Raw genomic sequence first — 19,291 nt, forward strand, 5'->3', positions numbered from 1 at the left:
GTAAATTATACTTGAGATTAAGATTATGAGGAGAATAACATGGATTATATGATAAGTGCTACTATTGAAGGACAACCTATAAGGCTATTTGCAGCGGATACTACTGAGATGATAAGAGAGTCACAAAAAATACATGGTACATCACCTACTGCTTCAGCAGCTTTAGGAAGAACTATGACTGCAGTTGCAATGATGACTATGATGCTTAAAAGTGAAAAAGATAAAATAACAGCTCAAATAAAAGGTGACGGCATTGCAGAAAATATTCTTGTAGTAGGTAATGTAAAAGGTGAATTGAAAGCTGACATATACAATCCTGATATTTATATTCCGCTTAAAGAAAATGGTAAGTTAGATGTTTCATCAGCAATTGGAAAAGGAACTTTAACAATTATAAAGGATTTAGGTTTAAAACATCCATATATCGGAACAGTAGAGATAGTAAGTGGCGAAATAGCAGAAGATTTTACTTACTATTTTATGGCATCAGAACAAGTGCCGTCTGTAGTAGCACTAGGTGTATTAGTGAATCCAGATGGAAGCATTGAAAAAGCTGGAGGATTTATTATTCAATTATTACCAGGCTATAGCGAAAATCTAATAGAACATATAGAAAAAAGGATAACAGAAGTATCAAGTATTACTATATTACTAGAAGAGGGTAAATCACTAGAAGAAATTTTACTGTTACTGTTTGATGGCTACAATGTTTCATTTGCTGAAGAGAAATTAGTTAAATACTATTGTGATTGTAATAAAGATAGATTTGAAAGAGGTCTTATTTCTTTAGGATCTGAAGAAATTAAAATGATAATAGAAGAACAGGAAAAAGCAGAAATCAAATGTCATTTCTGCGGAAAAGAGTACATGTTTTACAAAGAAGATTTAGAAGAATTATTAAAATAAAGTGAAACTTTATTCAGTAGGGGTTTCTTCATTCCCTACTGAACAAATATCAATGATAGTTTGGATCAACTAACGTTTAAGCAATTCCAGAGAGGTTGTAGAACATGTTTTTATAGGCTAGAAAAAAAGTATGAAATAGGTATTGACTTTATTATAGCCCTACTGTATACTAGTAAATGTCCTCAAAAATGAGAACAAAATGGTCGCATAGCTCAGCTGGGAGAGCACCTGCCTTACAAGCAGGGGGTCATAGGTTCGAGCCCTATTGCGACCACCATTTATTTAGTAGAAACAAAAAAATGCGGCCTGGTAGTTCAGTTGGTTAGAATGCCAGCCTGTCACGCTGGAGGTCGACGGTTCGAGCCCGTTCCAGGTCGCCATTAAAAAACAATTTAGAATTGAAAATTTAGGATTTAGATTAAAACATGAGCAAGCACAAAGGGCTCGAACCGCGAGGCGGTTTTGAGTGGTGCGAAGCAATTCAAATGCTAAATGCATTTGAATAACGAAAAATCTCTGAGCGCCTAGCGAAGAGGGTAGATGCGAAGCATATACGCCCGTTCCAGGTCGCCATTTAATTAATTAATAATTAAGAATTAACAATGAATAATTAAAAGTACAAAGTAAAGGCACGTAGGGGTCGAACCGCGAGGCGGTTTCGAAACGGTGCGAAGCAATTTAAATGCAAGAGCATTTAAATAACGAAAAATCTCTGAGCAACAAATTACAACTACTTTTTTCACTTCAAAAAATTAGAATACATATAATATAAACAAATACGCCTTGATAGCTCAGTCGGTAGAGCAGAGGACTGAAAATCCTCGTGTCGGTGGTTCGATTCCGCCTCAAGGCACCAGTTATTAATTGAGAACTACTTTGCTACCATGTAGCAATTCGACTTCTAACCTCTTGCATCTAGCATCTCAATGCCAGTGGTATAAGTAGAGAACCAAAATCTTCGATTTTGTGTGAATCACTTAGTACGGCAAACTAAAGTATTACACAATACTTGTCGAACACATTATAACTTAATATATTTATGCGAAAGTGGCTCAGTGGTAGAGCATCGCCTTGCCAAGGCGAGGGTCGCGAGTTCAAATCTCGTCTTTCGCTCCATTTTAATGGCGGCATAGCCAAGTGGTAAGGCACAGGTCTGCAACACCTTCATCCCCAGTTCAAATCTGGGTGCCGCCTCCATAACAATGCCGGAGTGGCGGAACTGGCAGACGCACAGGACTTAAAATCCTGCGGTCCTAATAGACCGTATCGGTTCGATTCCGATCTTCGGCACCAACATTAATTATAGACTAAAGTTGAAAAAACTTTGGTTTTTTTTTCGTACAAAGCTTGATTGATCGGATATTTGTCAAATGGTGTTGGTGAAGAAAAAACCAAAAAAATGATTATTTATGTAGCTTAGGAACAATTGCGATATGTTCCTAAGCTATTTTTGTTATCGCTAAGACAGTGATAAACGACTTCTTGTAGATGTATGTATTACGATACAAAACTATTAGGGCTTGCAAATCCTCTTCTTGAGTTTTAGTCGCTGATTAACAAGCATCAGTTGATATAGATTCAAGTATTATTAAAATTTAACCAGGTCAATTTGTATTTCGAAGATTATTTAAAATATTGTATTGACAAACCTGTATTACAATTATATACTATTGGTATACCAAATTCACATTAGGGACAAGCAATGATAGTGAAGTGAAAAGGGAGGTAAGAGTCAGAAGAAACACGTGTTTATTTAATTTAAAGTTTGACATTATTTTAAGAATACGATTTAAAATTATTTACGAAAAAAGGAGATGAGTGGCCCATGGATCCTACTCAAGTAAGGGTTAAATCAGATGAAAAATTAAGTATTAAACAGTCATTATTTTACGGCTTTCAGTCGCTGTTAGCGTGCAATTTATTTTTAGGTCCATTTGTTCTAATAGGCGTTTTTCAAATGGATGTAACTTTGGCAGCATCTTTCATAGGGATGACATTTTTAGCTTGTGGTATTGCAACAATTATTCAAGCTGGCTTTTTTCTTAAGATGCAGGTAATACAAGGTGTATCATTTGCTACTTTTGGAGCAATAATAGCAGTAGTTATGGGTGCAGACTTTGCCACACTTGTTGGAGCATTGCTTGTATCATCATTATTTATTGTTATCTTGGGTTATTTTAAACTATTCAGTAAACTAGTTAAAAAGTTTATTCCTGGATTAGTTGCTGGAACAGTTATCATTGTCGTTGGTATAGCTTTGATGCCAATCACTATTACGTCTATCGTAGATCTTCCAGGTAATCCTGGAGAAAACTTTTTAATTGCAGGAGTTACGTTCGGTTTGCTATTGATATTTATGAGACTGGGTAGAAAAAATAATAGGTTTGGAAAAATACTTAGTATCGGCGGTGTGATTTATGCAATTGTAATTGGAACAATTGTAGCGTCATTCTTCGGTCAAGTAGACTTATCACCGATAGGATCTGCTTCATGGTTTTCTATACCCAAATTATTTCCATTTGGACCACCAAAGTTTGAAATTAATACAATTCTAGTATTTTTGGTAATTATGACAATTAGTATGATCGAGTCAATTGGAACATGGTTTACTATCACAGAAATGAGTGGAGATGAAGTAGACGACGCTCGTTTAGACAGAGGAGTTATGGGAGAAGGTTTGGGTGTCTTTATAGGTTCATTAGTCGGAGGTTTGCCGATTAGCAGCTACGCCTCAAACACAGGCGTTCTCGTTGTAACAAAAGTGTTTAGCCGATATGCAGCCATAGGAGCTGGAGTAATAGCAGTTGCCATGGCATTTAGCCCTAAGCTTATGTTTTTGATTGCAATTGTCCCTGCACCTGTTATATGGGGAGTGTATGGTATAGTATGCATCGCCGTTCTTATGAGTGGTATAAATAGTATTAAAAGATATCCGACTACAGAACGTAACAATTTAGTTGTGGGTATTGCCATTTTAGCAACGATTGGAACAGGACTATTGCCAATGACTATCGTTGGTGTAATGCCTGGTATAATAAGTTACTTATTCCAAGCAGCTATTGCTATCGGTTGTATAGCCGCCATAGTTGCAAATCTTGTTATCCCTGAACAAGCTGATGACAAAGTGCAACTTGATATATCAGAAGGCCAATAGAATTTTAATATAGTACTTTCAATTTAAAAATCCTGGTGGATAGATTATCCAACCAGGATTTTTTTAATTATCGCTAAGGTAACGAGTCAAGGGGCTGTAGAGAAACTCGTGAAGGCTTTTATAGAGAATCATGTATGATGTAGGAAATTTTTAAATTATTACTTAGAATTAATCTCGTATTAACAGGCACTAAGACCCCCCCCATTCGCGATTTTGAGATAAAAAAACGATAAGTGAGAGATTGAATGCCTGTAAACTATTTACAAATTCATACAGACTGTAAAGTTAAATAACAGTACAATTAAATGGATATATTATTAGTAATATTACAATAAATTTGAGATTTCCTATGTGAGGGGATATAATAGATGTATTCATAAAATTTTGCAGGAGGTTCATTATGGACTACAAAATATTAGCTTTGGATTTAGATGGTACACTGCTAAATTCAACACATGAAATAACGTGCAATACACTACAAGTCATAAAAACGCTAAGATCTTTAGGGATGTGCATTGTAATTACAACAGGAAGAAGTTATAATGCTTGTACTTATTATTCTAAATTAATAGATGCAGATTATACAATAGCTTGTAATGGTGCATTTACATATGATAATAAAAAAAATACTATATATAATAAAATACCTTTAGATAAAAAACTTTCCCAAAGTGTACTAGAAATGTTGTTTAAAGGGAAAGATAAACTAAAAATACAATGGGATAGCATATCTACATATTATTCTAATAATATTACTCCATTTGAAAGTAATTATATTGAAAATTATAAGAGAGATTTTCCAGATGAAATATTCAATCATAGAATTATTAATAAATATAACAAGAATCACAAAGGGTTTAATGAAGAAATTTATCAAATTTTTTTCCATCCTACGAGTAGAAGTAGAGAAGAGTATTTTGATGTTCTTCAAGAACTTAAAACTTTCCAAAACATAAATATTGTTGACTTTAAGAATGAGTGTACAGATATTAACAATATTTGCGCTACTAAAGGAAATGGGCTTAAAACATTGGCTAACTCACTTAACGTTCCTAGTGAGAAAATTATAGCATTTGGTGATGGAAATAACGATATATCAATGTTTAAATATGCTGGTTTAGCTGTAGCTATGGAAAATGCATGTGCTGAAATAAAAGAACTTTCTAATATGATAACAAGTCATCATGATAAAGAAGGTGTTGCAAACGCATTGCAAAGTATTTTTAAACTTAATCCTTCTAATATAAATACCTAATAAACAATATTGTATACAGTGTACAAAAAATTAACATAATACTTCTATGATAACACTATTATATTTTTTGAAGGTAATTTAATAAAAGCAAGTCTATTTTTACATTAGATATATTCATTGTTAAAACAAAAAAACTTTATAATGCGTACTATTTAACAATTACCAGTGATTAATATAGCATATATGATATAAAAGTATATCATAATTACTTGCGCAATACTATATACAAGCAATTATGATTATGGTATAATTTAAAAAAATATTGCCTTAAATAGGTATTGTTTTTAGGTTAGCCTGGTTTGCATTAAATAATAACAGGTATAGTTAAAATGTTAACAAGTGTTTCTATTGTTGAAGTTTCTTTTTTCAAGAGTAGGATTACTATAAATTAAAAAAAACAACATATTTAGGAGGTCCATAATGGCAAAAACAATGAAAACAATGGACGGGAATACAGCTGCTGCGTATATATCTTACGCTTTTACTGATGTAGCTGCTATATACCCTATTACGCCTTCATCAAACATGGCTGAGTCGGTAGATGATTGGTCTGCACATGGTCAAAAAAATATTTTTGGTCAAACAGTTGAAGTTGTAGAGATGCAATCAGAAGCAGGTGCAGCTGGTACAGTACATGGTTCTCTTCAAGCAGGTGCATTGACAACTACGTATACTGCATCACAAGGTTTACTTCTTATGATTCCAAACATGTATAAAATTGCTGGGGAACAATTACCTGCAGTATTTCATGTAAGTGCGAGAGCATTAGCTAGCCATGCCCTTTCTATATTTGGAGATCATCAAGATGTTATGGCAGCAAGACAAACTGGTTTTGCATTTTTAGCTTCTAATAGTGTACAAGAGGCTATGGATTTAGCAGGTGTAGCACACTTGACAGCTATTAAAACTAAGGTTCCTTTCCTTCATTTTTTTGATGGTTTTAGAACATCTCATGAAGTACAAAAAATTGAACAAATTGAATATGAAGATTTAGCTAAGTTAGTGGACTATGATGCATTGCAAGTATTTAGAAATAAAGCACTCAATCCAGAACATCCAGTAACAAGAGGTACTGCTCAAAATCCAGATATATATTTCCAAGCACGTGAAGCTTCTAATGTGTTTTATCAATGGGTTCCAGATGCAGTAGCAAATTACATGAAAGAGATCACTGATATTACTGGTAGGGAATATAAGCCATTTGATTACTATGGTGCGCCTGATGCAGAGCACATTATAATTGCTATGGGTTCAGTAGTAGAGACTATAGAAGAAACAATAGACTATTTGCTTGAAAGAGGAGAAAAAATTGGCGTTATAAAGGTAAGATTATATAGACCTTTCTCTGAAAAATATTTTTTCGATATTTTCCCAAGTACTGTTAAAAAGATCGCTGTTTTAGATAGAACTAAAGAACCAGGTTCGTTAGGAGAGCCGTTATACGAAGATATAAGAACACTTTTCTATAATAAAGAAAATGCACCAGTAGTTGTAGGTGGTAGATATGGATTAGGATCAAAAGATACTACACCTTCTCACATTCTTTCTGTTTTTGATAATTTAAAAGAAGTGGAACCTAAAAATGGGTTTACTATCAGTATAGAAGATGATGTAACTTTTAAATCATTAGAAGTAAAAGAGACAATTAATACAGCTCCAAAAGGGACTATTCGTTGCAAATTCTGGGGATTAGGTTCTGATGGTACAGTTGGAGCTAACAAAAGTGCAATAAAGATTATTGGAGACAATACAGATTTGTACGCTCAAGGTTACTTCTCTTATGATAGTAAAAAATCTGGCGGTGTTACAATATCCCATTTGAGATTTGGAAAGAAACCTATTAAATCTACGTATCTAATAGATGAAGCAGACTTTATTTGTTGTTCGACACAGGCTTATATTTATCAATATGATTTAATAAAAGGTTTAAAGAAGGGTGGTACTTTCTTACTTAACTCTATCTGGTCTGAGGAAGAGTTAAATACACATTTACCAGCTGAAATGAAAAAATATATTGCTGAAAATGATATTAAATTCTATACTATTAATGCATCTGCAATTGCAGAAAAAATTGGGTTAGGTAGAAGAACTAATATGATTATGCAAGCAGCATTCTTTAAATTATCTAATGTAATAGAGCTTGATGAAGCTATCGGATACTTGAAAAATGCTATTAAGAAATCTTACGGTACTAAAGGCGAAACAATTGTAAAAATGAACAACGATGCAGTTGATTTAGGAATAGAGGCTATAGTAGAAGTAAAAGTTCCTAAAGATTGGGCAGATGCTAAGGATCAATTCACTGATAAGAAAAAGAATCCAGAATTCATTGAAAAGGTATTGATTCCAATGAATAGACAAGAAGGAGATATTTTACCTGTATCTACTTTTAAAGACTCAGCAGATGGATCTTTTCCAAATGGTACATCAGCATATGAAAAAAGAGGTATCGCATTACATGTGCCAGAATGGCAAATTGATAAATGTATTCAATGTAACCAATGTTCTTTCATATGTCCACACGCAGTTATTAGACCTTTCTTATTAACAGATGAGGAAGTTAAAAACGCACCGGACTCTTTTGAAACTAAGAAAGCCATCGGCAAAGGATTAGAAGGATATAATTATAAAATCCAAGTCTCTCCACTAGATTGTACTGGATGTGGTAACTGTGCTGATATTTGTCCGTCAAAAGAAAAAGCACTAATTATGGAACCAATAGGTACACAAGAAAAAGAAATAGAAAACTGGGAATATGCAACAACAATTCCTTATAGAGATAACTTAGTGCCTAAGAACACAGTGAAAGGTAGTCAATTTATACAACCTTTACTTGAGTTCAGTGGAGCTTGTGCTGGTTGTGTAGAAACTTCTTATGCTAAGGTAGTTACTCAATTATATGGAGATAGGATGATGATAGCTAATGCAACTGGATGCTCATCTATCTGGGGTGGATCTGCACCTTCAACTCCTTATACTACGAATTCAGAGGGCAAAGGACCTGCATGGGCTAACTCTTTATTTGAAGATAATGCTGAGTTTGGATATGGTATGGCCATAGGAGTTAAAAAGACTAGAAATACTATTAAAAACTATTTAGAAGAATTGTTACAAACGGATGTGACAGATGAAGTTAAAGATGCGTCTCTAGCATGGATAGAAACTATGAACGACGGAGAAGCGTCCAAACAAACATCAGCTCAGTTAGTAAAAGCCCTAGAAGGATACCAAGGGGATTATAAAAATATTAGTTTTATACTAAATAATAAAGACCAATTAATAAAAAAATCTGTCTGGATATTTGGTGGTGATGGATGGTCATACGATATTGGTTATGGCGGTTTAGACCATGTGCTTGCCACTGGTGAAAACGTGAATGTACTAGTTTTTGATACTGAAGTTTATTCAAATACTGGGGGTCAGGCGTCTAAAGCTACACCTACAGCAGCAGTAGCTAAATTTGCCACATCTGGTATGAAGATTAAGAAAAAGGATCTTGGTGCAATCACAATGACTTATGGTTACATTTATGTAGCGCAAGTAGCAATGGGAGCAGATAAAAATCAATTTATGAAGGCGATACAAGAAGCTGAAAGCTACGATGGACCTTCACTGATCATTGCGTATTCACCATGTATTAATCACGGTTTAAAAGAAGGCATGGGTAGAACGCAAGCACAAACTAAGTTTGCAGTTGATACTGGATACTGGCACTTATACAGATATAATCCACTATTAGCTAATGAAGGAAAAAACCCATTCATCCTTGACTCTAAAGAACCGACAAAAGATTTCCAAGATTTCATTAGTAGTGAAGTAAGATATACATCACTTAAAAGAACTTTCCCAGATCTTGCTGATAAACTGTTTGAAAAGACAGAGAAAGAAGCAAAAGAAAGATATGCAAAATATAAAAAAATGGCTGAGTAATAGCTCAGGTAAGTATCATATCCGAAAGGGTATGGTACTTATTTTTTTTTATCGCGAAGTAATGAGCCAAGTAGCTCTTTGCAGGCATTTGGCTACTCCCGCGTAACCGCGACAAACTCGCAAAGCGTGTTTCTTGTGGTTTGTAAAATATAAAAGCTATAAAATTATGTATAGGTATGTTTTTAATAGTTTGCATTGAAATGTTAATTATACGGCAAGATCAGTGTTATAATAAATTTATGATTGAATAGGGAGTGTAAATATGAGTGAAAAAATAAATAGCTTAGAGATTAATCCTGAAATATTGACTAAGTTGGAAGAAATGAAAATTCAAAAGGATGGAAATATAGAAGATGTTATCGTTAAAATATTGGAAATAAATAATAAATATAAAAATGAATTAGAAGAAATAACTCATAAATACAATCAATACAGAAGTAGGGAAATAGATGCTTTTGAAATAGGAAATGTTATATCAGATGGGATTTGTGTCGTTGACAAGCATGGAATCATTATACAAATAAATACCGGTTATACAAAAATTACTGGACTAGAAGAGAGTGAGATAATAGGAAACCATATGCAGGTACTGCTGGATAAGGGGTATTTTAGCAAAGCTGTTTCTCTAATGGTGTTAGAACAAAAGAAAAAAATCTCAGCTATGTCAACTATAACGAATAATAACAAAAAAGTTCTTATTACAGGTAATCCTTATTTTGATGAAAAGGGAAATGTTACTCAAGTATTAACAGTTATGCGGGATTTAACGGAATTACTTGAATTACAACAAAAACTTGAGAAAACTGAAAAAGAGAGCATTAAGTATCTAAGTGAGTTAGAAATTATTCGAAAGAAAGAGAGTAATTTGCTTGGAAATAGTCAAAGTATTCAAGATATTAAAATATTAATTGAAAGTGTTGCAGTTACAGATGCAACGGTTTTAATCACAGGTGAAACTGGAGTGGGAAAAGAAGTTGTAGCTGGAGAAATTTATCAAAGAAGTTTAAGAAATAAAAAGCCATATATAAAAGTGAATTGTGCTGCAATTCCTGAAAATCTATTAGAATCAGAATTGTTCGGATATGAGAAAGGTGCCTTTACAGGAGCTGACAAAAAACAAAAAATTGGTTTGTTTGAGATAGCAGATAAAGGAACGATTTTACTAGACGAAATAGGTGAAATGCCAATATTATTACAATCGAAGTTACTTCGTGTGCTACAAGAAAAGGAAATCACGCGGGTTGGAGGTACTCAACCAATTAGTCTTGATGTTAGAGTAATTGCGGCAACAAATAGAAATTTACTAGAAAAAATTGAACAAGGACATTTTAGAGAGGATTTGTATTATAGACTTAATGTAATACCAATTTATATTCCGCCTCTACGCGAGAGAAAAGGTGACATTCCATTATTAACTCACATGATGATTAAGAAGTTTAACAAAAAATATAATAAAGAAATTAATTTTGATGAAAGTGCAATTCACACATTGCAAAATTATGATTGGCTTGGAAATGTACGGGAATTAATGAATATTGTAGAGAGACTATTGATTGTTAATACTAGTAACACAATCACACAAAACGATATAGTAGAGTTACTTGGATTGGACCAAATTCACGGGAATGTAGACTCAAAGAATTTAGAACTAAAAAAACAACTATATTACTTTGAAAAAAGAATAATCGAAAAAGTTTTAAAAGAACAAGGGAGTACCTATAAAGCAGCTAAAATTCTTGGAATATCTCAACCAACTGTAGTGAGGAAAGCAAAATCTTTAGGAATTAGCAACTGGTAAGAATAGTTGATACTTAGTTTTTAAAAGATATTAGAGAGATTTTAATTTATAAAATTTTAATATCTAATATAAGCAACTAAAGCCAGATATTTAGAACGAAAATATGAAATCAAACGATACAAAGATGAATCATATGTAATTCAATAATGAATTACACCAAAAAGCACTCGATGATGTGCTTTTTTTATTATCGCGAAGTAATGAGCCAAGTGGCTGCTTGCAGACATTAGGCGACTACCATGTAACCGCGAGAAACTCGCAAAGCGTGTTTCTTGTGGTTTTGTTATGTATATCGATACACATTTGTATCAATAAGGAATTATAGGATTGGATTAAATAAATAGAGTGGATATGCAAAGGTAGTCATACCATAGGTTAGCTATTTAATATTGCGATATGGTATTGTTGGCATGAAATTTGCTAGTAATATAGTGAGTAAATTAAAAGGTGGTCTCATATGAATAAGATAATCTCAATTGATGATGTTATGGAACATATCCATGATGGTATGACAATTATGGTTGGCGGTTTTATGGGTGTTGGTACTCCAGAAATATTTATTAATGCAATTTTAGATAAAGGTATCAAGGACTTGACAATAATTGCAAACGATACAGGCTTACCAGATCGAGGTATTGGAAGACTAGTAGTAGAAAAAAGACTTAAAAAAGTTATTGCATCGCATATTGGACTAAACCCTGAAACGGGCAAACAAATGAATGATAAAGTACTTGAAGTAGAATTAGTTCCACAAGGAACTTTAGCTGAGAGAATCAGATGTGGTGGTCATGGACTTGGCGGGGTACTTACACCAACAGGTATCGGAACATTAGTAGAGGAGAACAAGGAAAAGATTGTGGTGAATGGAATTGCATATCTATTAGAATTACCGCTTCGGGCAGAGCTTGCGTTAATTAGAGGAAGTATAGTTGATAAAGTTGGAAATGTTTTTTACAATGCTTCTACAAGGAACTTTAATCCATTAATGGCAATGGCTGCAGATAAAGTAATCGTTGGTGCACAAAGGATAGTTGAGGTAAAAGAAATTGATCCAAACAACGTAATGACACCAGGAATCTTGGTCGATTACATCGTAGGAGGTGAAAAGCCTTGAGTATTAACGCAAAGGAAATTATTGCCAGGAGAATTGCAAAAGAATTAAAAGATGGAGATGTAGTCAATTTAGGTATAGGTTTACCTACTATGGTTGCGAATTTTTTACCAAAGGGTGTTCAGGTAGTGCTACAATCTGAAAATGGATTTGTAGGCCTAGGAAACACACCAGATAAAGGGTTAGAGGATGTAGATGTTGTAAATGCTGGTGCTCAATTTGTAACTATAAATGATGGAGCTGCTTACTTTGACAGTGCTATGTCATTTGGAATTATTAGAGGTGGACATGTAGATGTTACAGTTCTAGGCGCCTTAGAAGTAGATGAAAATGGTAGTCTAGCAAATTATATGATTCCAGGCAAGATGATTCCAGGTATGGGTGGAGCTATGGATTTAGTAAGTGGTGCAAAAAAAGTAATTATTGGTATGATACACTCTGCAAAAGGCAATCCGAAAATATTAAAGGAGTGTACATTGCCTCTTACAGCTGTATGTGGAGTAGATCTCATTGTAACAGAAATGGCAGTGATAGAAGTTACTGAAAATGGGTTGGTATTAAAAGAGTTAGCACCAGGTATCAATATTAATGACATACTTAGAGAAACAGATGCCCATTTGACAATAGATGACAACTTAAAGACTATGGATATTTTATGAAAGGAGGTGAAAGAACATGAAAAAAGTAACTTTTAGTGAAATCAAACCTTATAAAGCACCTTTGCATTTTGATTGTTCCACATTGAAAATGCACGGTTTACAAGAAACAGGAATTGAAAATTTTTGGATGGGTTTATCTCATTTTTTACCTGCAGGTGGGGCAGAATATGCATATGAAGATTCGCCAACAGAGAAAGTTTATGTTGTGTTAGAAGGAGAAGTAACAGTCAAATCTAAGACAGAAACAATTATCCTAAAGAAATGGGATTCTGTTTTCATAGCGCCTTTTGAAGGTAGAGAAATAGTTAATGAAACGAATATGCCTGCAACGATGCTTGTTGTAGTAAATAACGTATAAAGGAGATTCTAAGATGGAAAAAATGTCTAACACAGAAATGAAAAATATGTTTTCTTTAGAAGGAAAAGTTGCTGTAATAACTGGTGGAGCAGGTTCTCTAGGAGAGGGTGTAGCGGAAGGGTTAGCACTCCATGGAGCAGATATTGTCGTAACAGGAAGAACTCTTAAAACTTTAGAAGAAACAGTTAAAAAAGTTGAAGCAGTTGGAAAACGTGCATTAGCAGTAGTATGTGATGCTACAAATGAAGATCAAGTTGAAGAAATGACAAAAAAGGTTTTAGAAAAATTTGGGAAAATAGATATTTTAGTAACAGTTGCAGGAATAGCTAAAAGACATCCAGCAGAAGAGTTCCCACTTGATGAATTTCAACAAGTTCTAGATATAAATGTTACGGGAACATTTATTACATGTAAAGCTGTTGGTAAAGTAATGAAGGAACAAGGCTATGGAAAAATAATCACAGTATCTTCAGTTAGAGCTTTTAATGGTCATCCAGGAGGATATGCAGCTTATGCTACAAGCAAAGGTGCTGTTTCAATACTTACAAAACAATTAGCAACGGAATGGGCAAAGTTTGGCATCAATGTAAACTCAGTTGCACCAGCAATTTTCTGGACACCTTTAACACAAGAAGTATTAGAAGATGAAAAACTTAAAAAGATATTCTTAGATAGAATACCAATGGGAAGAGCAGCTTTAGTGCAAGATATGGTTGGAGCAACAGTATTCTTAGGATCGTCTGCATCTGATTATATCAACGGTCATGTACTTCCAGTAGATGGTGGAACTGTAGCTGGTTAATATGAAGGGAGCGATACATATGACACATAAAATCGACAACATAGCTATCTTTGGCTCAGGTCTAATGGGCAGTGGTATTGCTCAAATATTTGCAGTTGCAGGAAAGAAAGTTAAGATTTCGTCTAGGAATCCAGAAACTTCTACTGCATTACAAAATATAGAGCATAATCTTACTGTTATGGCTGACAATGGCGCTTTTGACAAAGCTAATATTCAAGCTGTCCTAGATAATATTGAAATATCACAGGATATGGAGTATGTAGTAAAGGATGCAGATTTAATTATTGAAAATATTCCGGAAAACATGGAATTGAAACAAAATTTATTTAAACAATTGGATGAAATATGTGATCCAAAGACGATTTTAGCTAGTAATACTTCCGTTATGAGCATTACAGAAATAGGAAGTTTATGTAAAAATAGAGGAAGAATTGTTGGAACTCACTTCTGGAATCCTCCTTTCTTAATACCATTAGTTGAAATCGTAAGGACGGAATTCACATCTGATGAAGTTGTTGAATCTGTATATGATGTATTGAAATTTGCTGGAAAGAAACCAGTTAGAGTGAATAAAGATGTTCCAGGATTTTTAGCTAATAGGTTACAGCATGCACTTTGGAGAGAAGCTATTTCTATAGTTGAAAATGGAATAGCAGATGCGAAAACTGTAGATGAATCTATTAAATATGGTTTTGGTTTAAGATTACCACAATTGTCACCAATGGAAAATGCAGATATGGTAGGTACTGATTTAGCACTTTCAATTCATACTTACTTATTGAAACACTTGGAAAATTCTACAGAACCGTCTCCCTTACTAAAAGAAAAGGTTGAAAAAGGTGATTTAGGATTTAAGACAGGTAAAGGATTCCAAGAATGGACACCTGAAGAGATGCAAGAATCTAGAGATAATTTACTTAAATATTTAATTAAAGTTACGAAATGACCGGGAGGACAACATGAGAGATGTAGTTATAGTATCTGCGGTTAGAACTCCTATTGGCAGCTTTGGTGGGGTATTTAAATCCCTATCAGCTGTTGATTTAGGAGCAATCACTGCAAAAGAAGCAATTAAAAGAGCAGGTATAAAAAGTGAAGATATTGATGAAGTTGTATTAGGTAATGTTCTTTCTGCTGGATTGGGTCAAAATGTGGCAAGACAGGTTGCCATTAAAGCTGGTATTCCTGAAACCGTATCTGCTATGAGTTTAAACAAGGTATGTGGTTCTGGACTCAGATCAGTAAGTCTTGCAGCTCAAATGATAAAATCAGGAGATGCAGACATTGTATTAGCTGGAGGTACAGAAAGCATGAGTAACTCTCCTTATGTGCTACCTAAGGAACGATGGGGAGCAAAAATGGGTAATACAATGATAGTAGACACTATGATTAAAGATGGTTTAACTGATGCGTTTACTGACATACACATGGGAATTACTGCTGAAAATATTGCAGAACAATATGGAATTTCTAGACAAGAACAAGATGAATTTTCTGCAGCCAGTCAAAATAAAGCTGAGAAAGCGATAAAAGAAGGTAGATTTACTGAGCAAATTGTTACAGTGTCTATATCACAGAAAAAAGGACAGATTACAAATATTGATACAGATGAATTCCCAAGGTTTGGGACGACTCCAGAGTCTTTATCAAAATTAAAACCTGCATTTAAAAAAGATGGAACAGTGACACCAGGAAATGCTTCAGGAATTAACGATGGCGCTGCTATGTTTATTGTCATGTCAAAAGACAAAGCCTTGGAACTAGGCGTTGAAATTATGGCTACAATAAAAGGATACGCATCAGGTGGAGTAGCACCAGAAGTTATGGGGTGTGGACCAATTCCTGCAACACAAAAGGCATTAGTAAAGGCAGGTATTACTGTAAAAGATTTAGACCTTGTGGAGGCAAATGAAGCGTTTGCAGCACAAGCAATAGCTGTTATTAGAGATTTAGAAATTAATCCAGAAATAGTAAATGTAAACGGTGGAGCAATTGCGTTAGGGCATCCAATAGGGGCGTCAGGTGCGAGGATACTAGTAACATTACTTTACGAAATGAAGGCAAGAAATTGCAAGACGGGTCTTGCAACCCTCTGCATAGGCGGCGGAATGGGAACAACACTGATAGTAGAAAGATAGTAGGTTGAAAGGAGAATACAATGAGTAATCTAGATAATAAAGTTATATTAACAGTAGCAACAACTGGTGCTTGGCCAACAAAAAAAGATACACCTAATATACCACTTCAACCTGAGGAAATAGCAAATGACATTTTAGATTGTTATAATGCAGGTGCAAGTATTGCACATATTCATGTTAGGGACGATGAGAACAAAGCATCTATGAATTATGAAAAATTTGAAGAAACAGTAAAATTAGTAAGAGAAAAGTGTGACATTGTAGTTAATCTTACAACATCTGGTGGAATAGGACTATCAGATGAAGTGAGAATTAAACCTTTTTCAGAGTTAAAACCTGAAATCGCGTCTTATGACTGTGGAACGATGAACTGGCAACATACTACTGTCTTTGAAAATAGCCCTAGATTCCTAGAGAAACTTGGCACGGCTATGCAAGAAGCAAATGTAAAACCAGAAATTGAGATATTTGATGCAGGTATGGTATACAATGCTCTTTATTACCTTAAAAAGGGATTTATTAAAGCACCTCTTCACTTTCAGTTTGTACTTGGAGTACCTGGTGGAATGACTGCAACGGTAGAGAATCTAGTATTCCTTAAGAGCCTATTACCAACTGATTGTACTTGGGGAGCTCTAGGAATAGGAAAGATGCATCTGCCAATTATGTATGCTGCACTAGCTTTAGGTGGTCATGTAAGAGTGGGAATGGAAGACAATATATTCTATGCAAATAAAGTATTAGCAACATCCAATAGACAGTTTGTCGAAAGAACAAAAAGAATTGTAGTAGAGATGGGTAAGGAAGTTGCTACTCCACAAGAAACTCGAGAAATTCTTGGACTACAAAATTGGAATGTAAAAGGACATATGAAGTAATAAGGTAATATCACGTACTATGTGATAAATATAAATTAATTTAAATGGAGGAATATAAAAAATGGGAAAAAAAGTATTTGTAGATTTAACACATCCTTTTAGTGCAGAGATACCACGTTGGCCTTATTTTGCAAAGCCAGTAGTAGATTCTATGCACAGTTTATCAAAAGGCGGTGTTCTTACTCAGAGAATAGATTGTGTTCAACACACTGGTACACATGCAGATGCACCACGTCACGTTATGGAAACTGAATTTGATGGAAGACGTGCTCGGTACACTCATGAAATGCCTGTTGATGCTTACACAGGTGATGCAGTATGCCTTGAAATCGAAGTGGAAAAATGGGGATTAATATTACCAGAACATCTTGAAGATGCTTGCAAGCGTGCAAATATCAAACCAGAAGAATTAGAAGGAATGGTCGTTTGCTTAAATACAGGTATGCATCGTCAATTTGATGATTCAAAAGATTACTATCATTATTCATGCGGTACAGGAGTTGAAGCGGGAAAATGGTTTGTAAAAAACAAAGTTAAATGTGTAGCTATGGATATGCAGGCTCTTGATCATCCTCTTCATACAGCTATGGGTAATAACGGAGCGACTCGTTTAAACTTAATGGGTGCTTCAGGAAGACCAATAACAGAAGAATACAAAGAACAATTTGGTGAAGAAGCATATGCTGAATTTGATAAAGATGAGTTCATCAGAATTCATGGAAAAGAAGCATACGATGCTAAATTTGGTGATTTAGAAGCAATTGGATGTTGGGGTACATGGGAGCCATGCCATAAACAATTGTTAGGTCACGGTATAGTAGGTGTTGAAAACCTAGGTGGAAATTTAGATAAAGTTTCAGGTAAACGTTTCAGATTTAACTGCTTCCCAATCCGATGGTACATGGGTGACGGCTCTATGGTTCGTTGTGTTGCAGAAATTGATGAAGATGATGTTAATGACGTACCAGAAAGAACATATACTTACAGTGGATGTATTTAATCACATATAAAAAATTAACTCTCAAAACGTAAATCGACTAAATTATTAAAAATACTGACAACTTAGGATCTTCATAATCTGTATTAATATAATAAATTTATAAACAGATTATAGGAGATCCTTTTTTAGTATCACGATGACATTGAAGATAATATCATTTAAAGTTAGATAGGAGTTTTGTTAAATCTTATTCGGAAATAGTATTCATTTATCTGATAGGATTTTTTTATTGCGAAAACAATGAGATAAGAGGTAGATATGAGACGCTTTGGGGTAGTCTGTTAAATGTAGAGAAACTTGCAAAACGTGTTTCTTATCAATAATTAGCACGAAATCTAAATTGACAAAGTATCTACAAAAGCTATATACTGTTGGTATACCACATGACTTAAATGTGTAAATAGTACATAAATTACAAGGAGGTTTATCTATGAGTGACTTTATTAATAGTATAGATCTCACATTGATTCAATGGATATTACTAATAATTTCAGCTATATTTGTCGGTTTATCTAAAACAAGTATCAGTGCATTTTTAATGATTGTTATACCAATTATTGCAAGTGTATTCGGTGGCAAAGAATCTACAGGCATAATATTACCTATGCTTATTGTAGGGGATGTTTTTGCTTTATACTATTATAATCGCCATGCAGATTGGAAAGATGTTATTAAATTATTGCCATGGACGGCAATAGGACTTGGATTAGGCATTTTTGTTGGTAATTTTATTAATGATCAGACTTTTATATCTATAATTGCTATATCAATAATGCTATGCTTGATAATATTGATATATTGTGAAGTAAAAGGTGACAAGCTTATAGTTCCAAAGGGGTTTTGGTTTCATGGTTTTGCTGGTATACTCACAGGATTTACATCTATGATTGGAAATGCAGCAGGTCCAATTTTTAGCGTGTATTTGTTATCATTGGGATTTAATAAAAATAAATTTCTCGGCACTACAGCTTGGTTTTTCTTTATCGTGAATATTTCAAAGATACCTTTGCAGGTAATTTTCTGGCATAATATATCCTTAAATAATGCTATGTTTACTGCCATATTGATCCCAGCAATTGCCTTTGGTGCAGTGATTGGATCTTTTCTTATAAAGAAAATTAATGAAAAATTATTTAAGTATGCAATTATAATGATGACAGCTATTGTGGCTATTAAGCTATTGATCTAAGCTTTTTGTATTTTATACTTCGTGTATAATTTGAATAAGAAATTTTATTCCCAATTAATATGATAATATCAAGAGTTATAGGGGTTTGTATTTAATAAATATAATGTAGATTT

14 protein-coding genes and 6 tRNA genes are annotated in these 19,291 nt (G+C 34.0%); all 20 read left to right on the top strand.

Translation table 11 applies throughout. The annotated features are described in order from the left end of the window. The first annotated feature begins 39 nt into the window (after positions 1–39). The 20 genes from hslO (at position 40) to GC105_RS02805 (ending at position 19,178) form a co-directional block, all read left to right on the top strand. A complete protein-coding gene (gene hslO / locus GC105_RS02710; RefSeq protein WP_152801437.1) occupies positions 40–906 on the top strand; it encodes an Hsp33 family molecular chaperone HslO in 867 nt (288 codons plus the stop codon). A gap of 201 nt (positions 907–1,107) precedes the next feature. Further along, a tRNA-Val gene (locus tag GC105_RS02715) sits at positions 1,108–1,183 on the top strand. 26 nt (positions 1,184–1,209) lie between these two features. Further along, a tRNA-Asp gene (locus tag GC105_RS02720) sits at positions 1,210–1,286 on the top strand. 400 nt (positions 1,287–1,686) lie between these two features. Further along, a tRNA-Phe gene (locus GC105_RS02725) sits at positions 1,687–1,762 on the top strand. Positions 1,763–1,947: 185 nt separating this feature from the next. Then, positions 1,948–2,022: transfer RNA gene (locus GC105_RS02730), tRNA-Gly, on the top strand. 7 nt (positions 2,023–2,029) lie between these two features. Further along, positions 2,030–2,103, top strand: a tRNA-Cys gene (locus GC105_RS02735). 7 nt (positions 2,104–2,110) lie between these two features. Next, a tRNA-Leu gene (locus tag GC105_RS02740) sits at positions 2,111–2,199 on the top strand. 532 nt (positions 2,200–2,731) lie between these two features. Further along, positions 2,732–4,060 (top strand): uracil-xanthine permease family protein, encoded by a 1,329-nt coding sequence (locus GC105_RS02745; protein WP_152801439.1) that lies wholly within the window; start codon positions 2,732–2,734, stop codon positions 4,058–4,060. Between the two features lie 400 nt (positions 4,061–4,460). Next, on the top strand, positions 4,461–5,315 hold the full coding sequence (locus GC105_RS02750) for an HAD family hydrolase (protein WP_152801441.1): 855 nt from the start codon (positions 4,461–4,463) through the stop codon (positions 5,313–5,315). A 420-nt stretch (positions 5,316–5,735) separates the two neighbouring features. Beyond that, positions 5,736–9,245, top strand: a complete 3,510-nt coding sequence (nifJ, locus tag GC105_RS02755; RefSeq protein ID WP_152801443.1) for a pyruvate:ferredoxin (flavodoxin) oxidoreductase — start codon at positions 5,736–5,738, stop codon at positions 9,243–9,245. Positions 9,246–9,507: 262 nt separating this feature from the next. Then, positions 9,508–11,043 carry a sigma-54 interaction domain-containing protein gene (locus tag GC105_RS02760; protein WP_152801445.1) on the top strand — a complete coding sequence of 512 codons (1,536 nt, stop codon included), beginning with the start codon at positions 9,508–9,510 and terminating at the stop codon, positions 11,041–11,043. A 457-nt stretch (positions 11,044–11,500) separates the two neighbouring features. After that, positions 11,501–12,157, top strand: a complete 657-nt coding sequence (locus GC105_RS02765; protein ID WP_152801447.1) for a 3-oxoacid CoA-transferase subunit A — start codon at positions 11,501–11,503, stop codon at positions 12,155–12,157. Continuing rightward, entirely contained in the window at positions 12,154–12,813 is a 660-nt protein-coding gene (locus GC105_RS02770) for a 3-oxoacid CoA-transferase subunit B (RefSeq protein ID WP_152801449.1), read from the top strand. Before GC105_RS02765 ends, GC105_RS02770 begins: the two co-directional genes overlap by 4 nt. A 16-nt stretch (positions 12,814–12,829) precedes the next feature. Next, positions 12,830–13,171 (top strand): cupin domain-containing protein, encoded by a 342-nt coding sequence (locus GC105_RS02775; protein WP_152801451.1) that lies wholly within the window; start codon positions 12,830–12,832, stop codon positions 13,169–13,171. 13 nt (positions 13,172–13,184) lie between these two features. Beyond that, positions 13,185–13,973 carry an SDR family NAD(P)-dependent oxidoreductase gene (locus GC105_RS02780; RefSeq protein ID WP_152801453.1) on the top strand — a complete coding sequence of 263 codons (789 nt, stop codon included), beginning with the start codon at positions 13,185–13,187 and terminating at the stop codon, positions 13,971–13,973. Positions 13,974–13,992: 19 nt separating this feature from the next. Next, positions 13,993–14,919: a 3-hydroxyacyl-CoA dehydrogenase family protein gene (locus GC105_RS02785; protein ID WP_152801455.1), complete on the top strand. Its 927-nt coding sequence runs from the start codon at positions 13,993–13,995 to the stop codon at positions 14,917–14,919. Positions 14,920–14,932: 13 nt separating this feature from the next. Then, positions 14,933–16,111, top strand: coding sequence for an acetyl-CoA C-acetyltransferase (locus GC105_RS02790; protein WP_152801457.1), 1,179 nt, complete (start codon positions 14,933–14,935; stop codon positions 16,109–16,111). Positions 16,112–16,131: 20 nt separating this feature from the next. Continuing rightward, complete coding sequence (locus GC105_RS02795) at positions 16,132–16,989, top strand: beta-keto acid cleavage family enzyme (protein WP_152801459.1); 858 nt, start codon at positions 16,132–16,134, stop codon at positions 16,987–16,989. Positions 16,990–17,050: 61 nt separating this feature from the next. Further along, entirely contained in the window at positions 17,051–17,989 is a 939-nt protein-coding gene (locus GC105_RS02800) for a cyclase family protein (protein WP_152801461.1), read from the top strand. Positions 17,990–18,419: 430 nt separating this feature from the next. Then, positions 18,420–19,178 carry a sulfite exporter TauE/SafE family protein gene (locus GC105_RS02805; protein ID WP_152801463.1) on the top strand — a complete coding sequence of 253 codons (759 nt, stop codon included), beginning with the start codon at positions 18,420–18,422 and terminating at the stop codon, positions 19,176–19,178. The last annotated feature ends 113 nt before the right edge of the window (positions 19,179–19,291 follow it).

Source organism: Alkalibaculum sporogenes (genome assembly GCF_009362815.1).
In the GTDB taxonomy this organism is placed as follows: domain Bacteria; phylum Bacillota; class Clostridia; order Eubacteriales; family Alkalibacteraceae; genus Alkalibaculum_A; species Alkalibaculum_A sporogenes.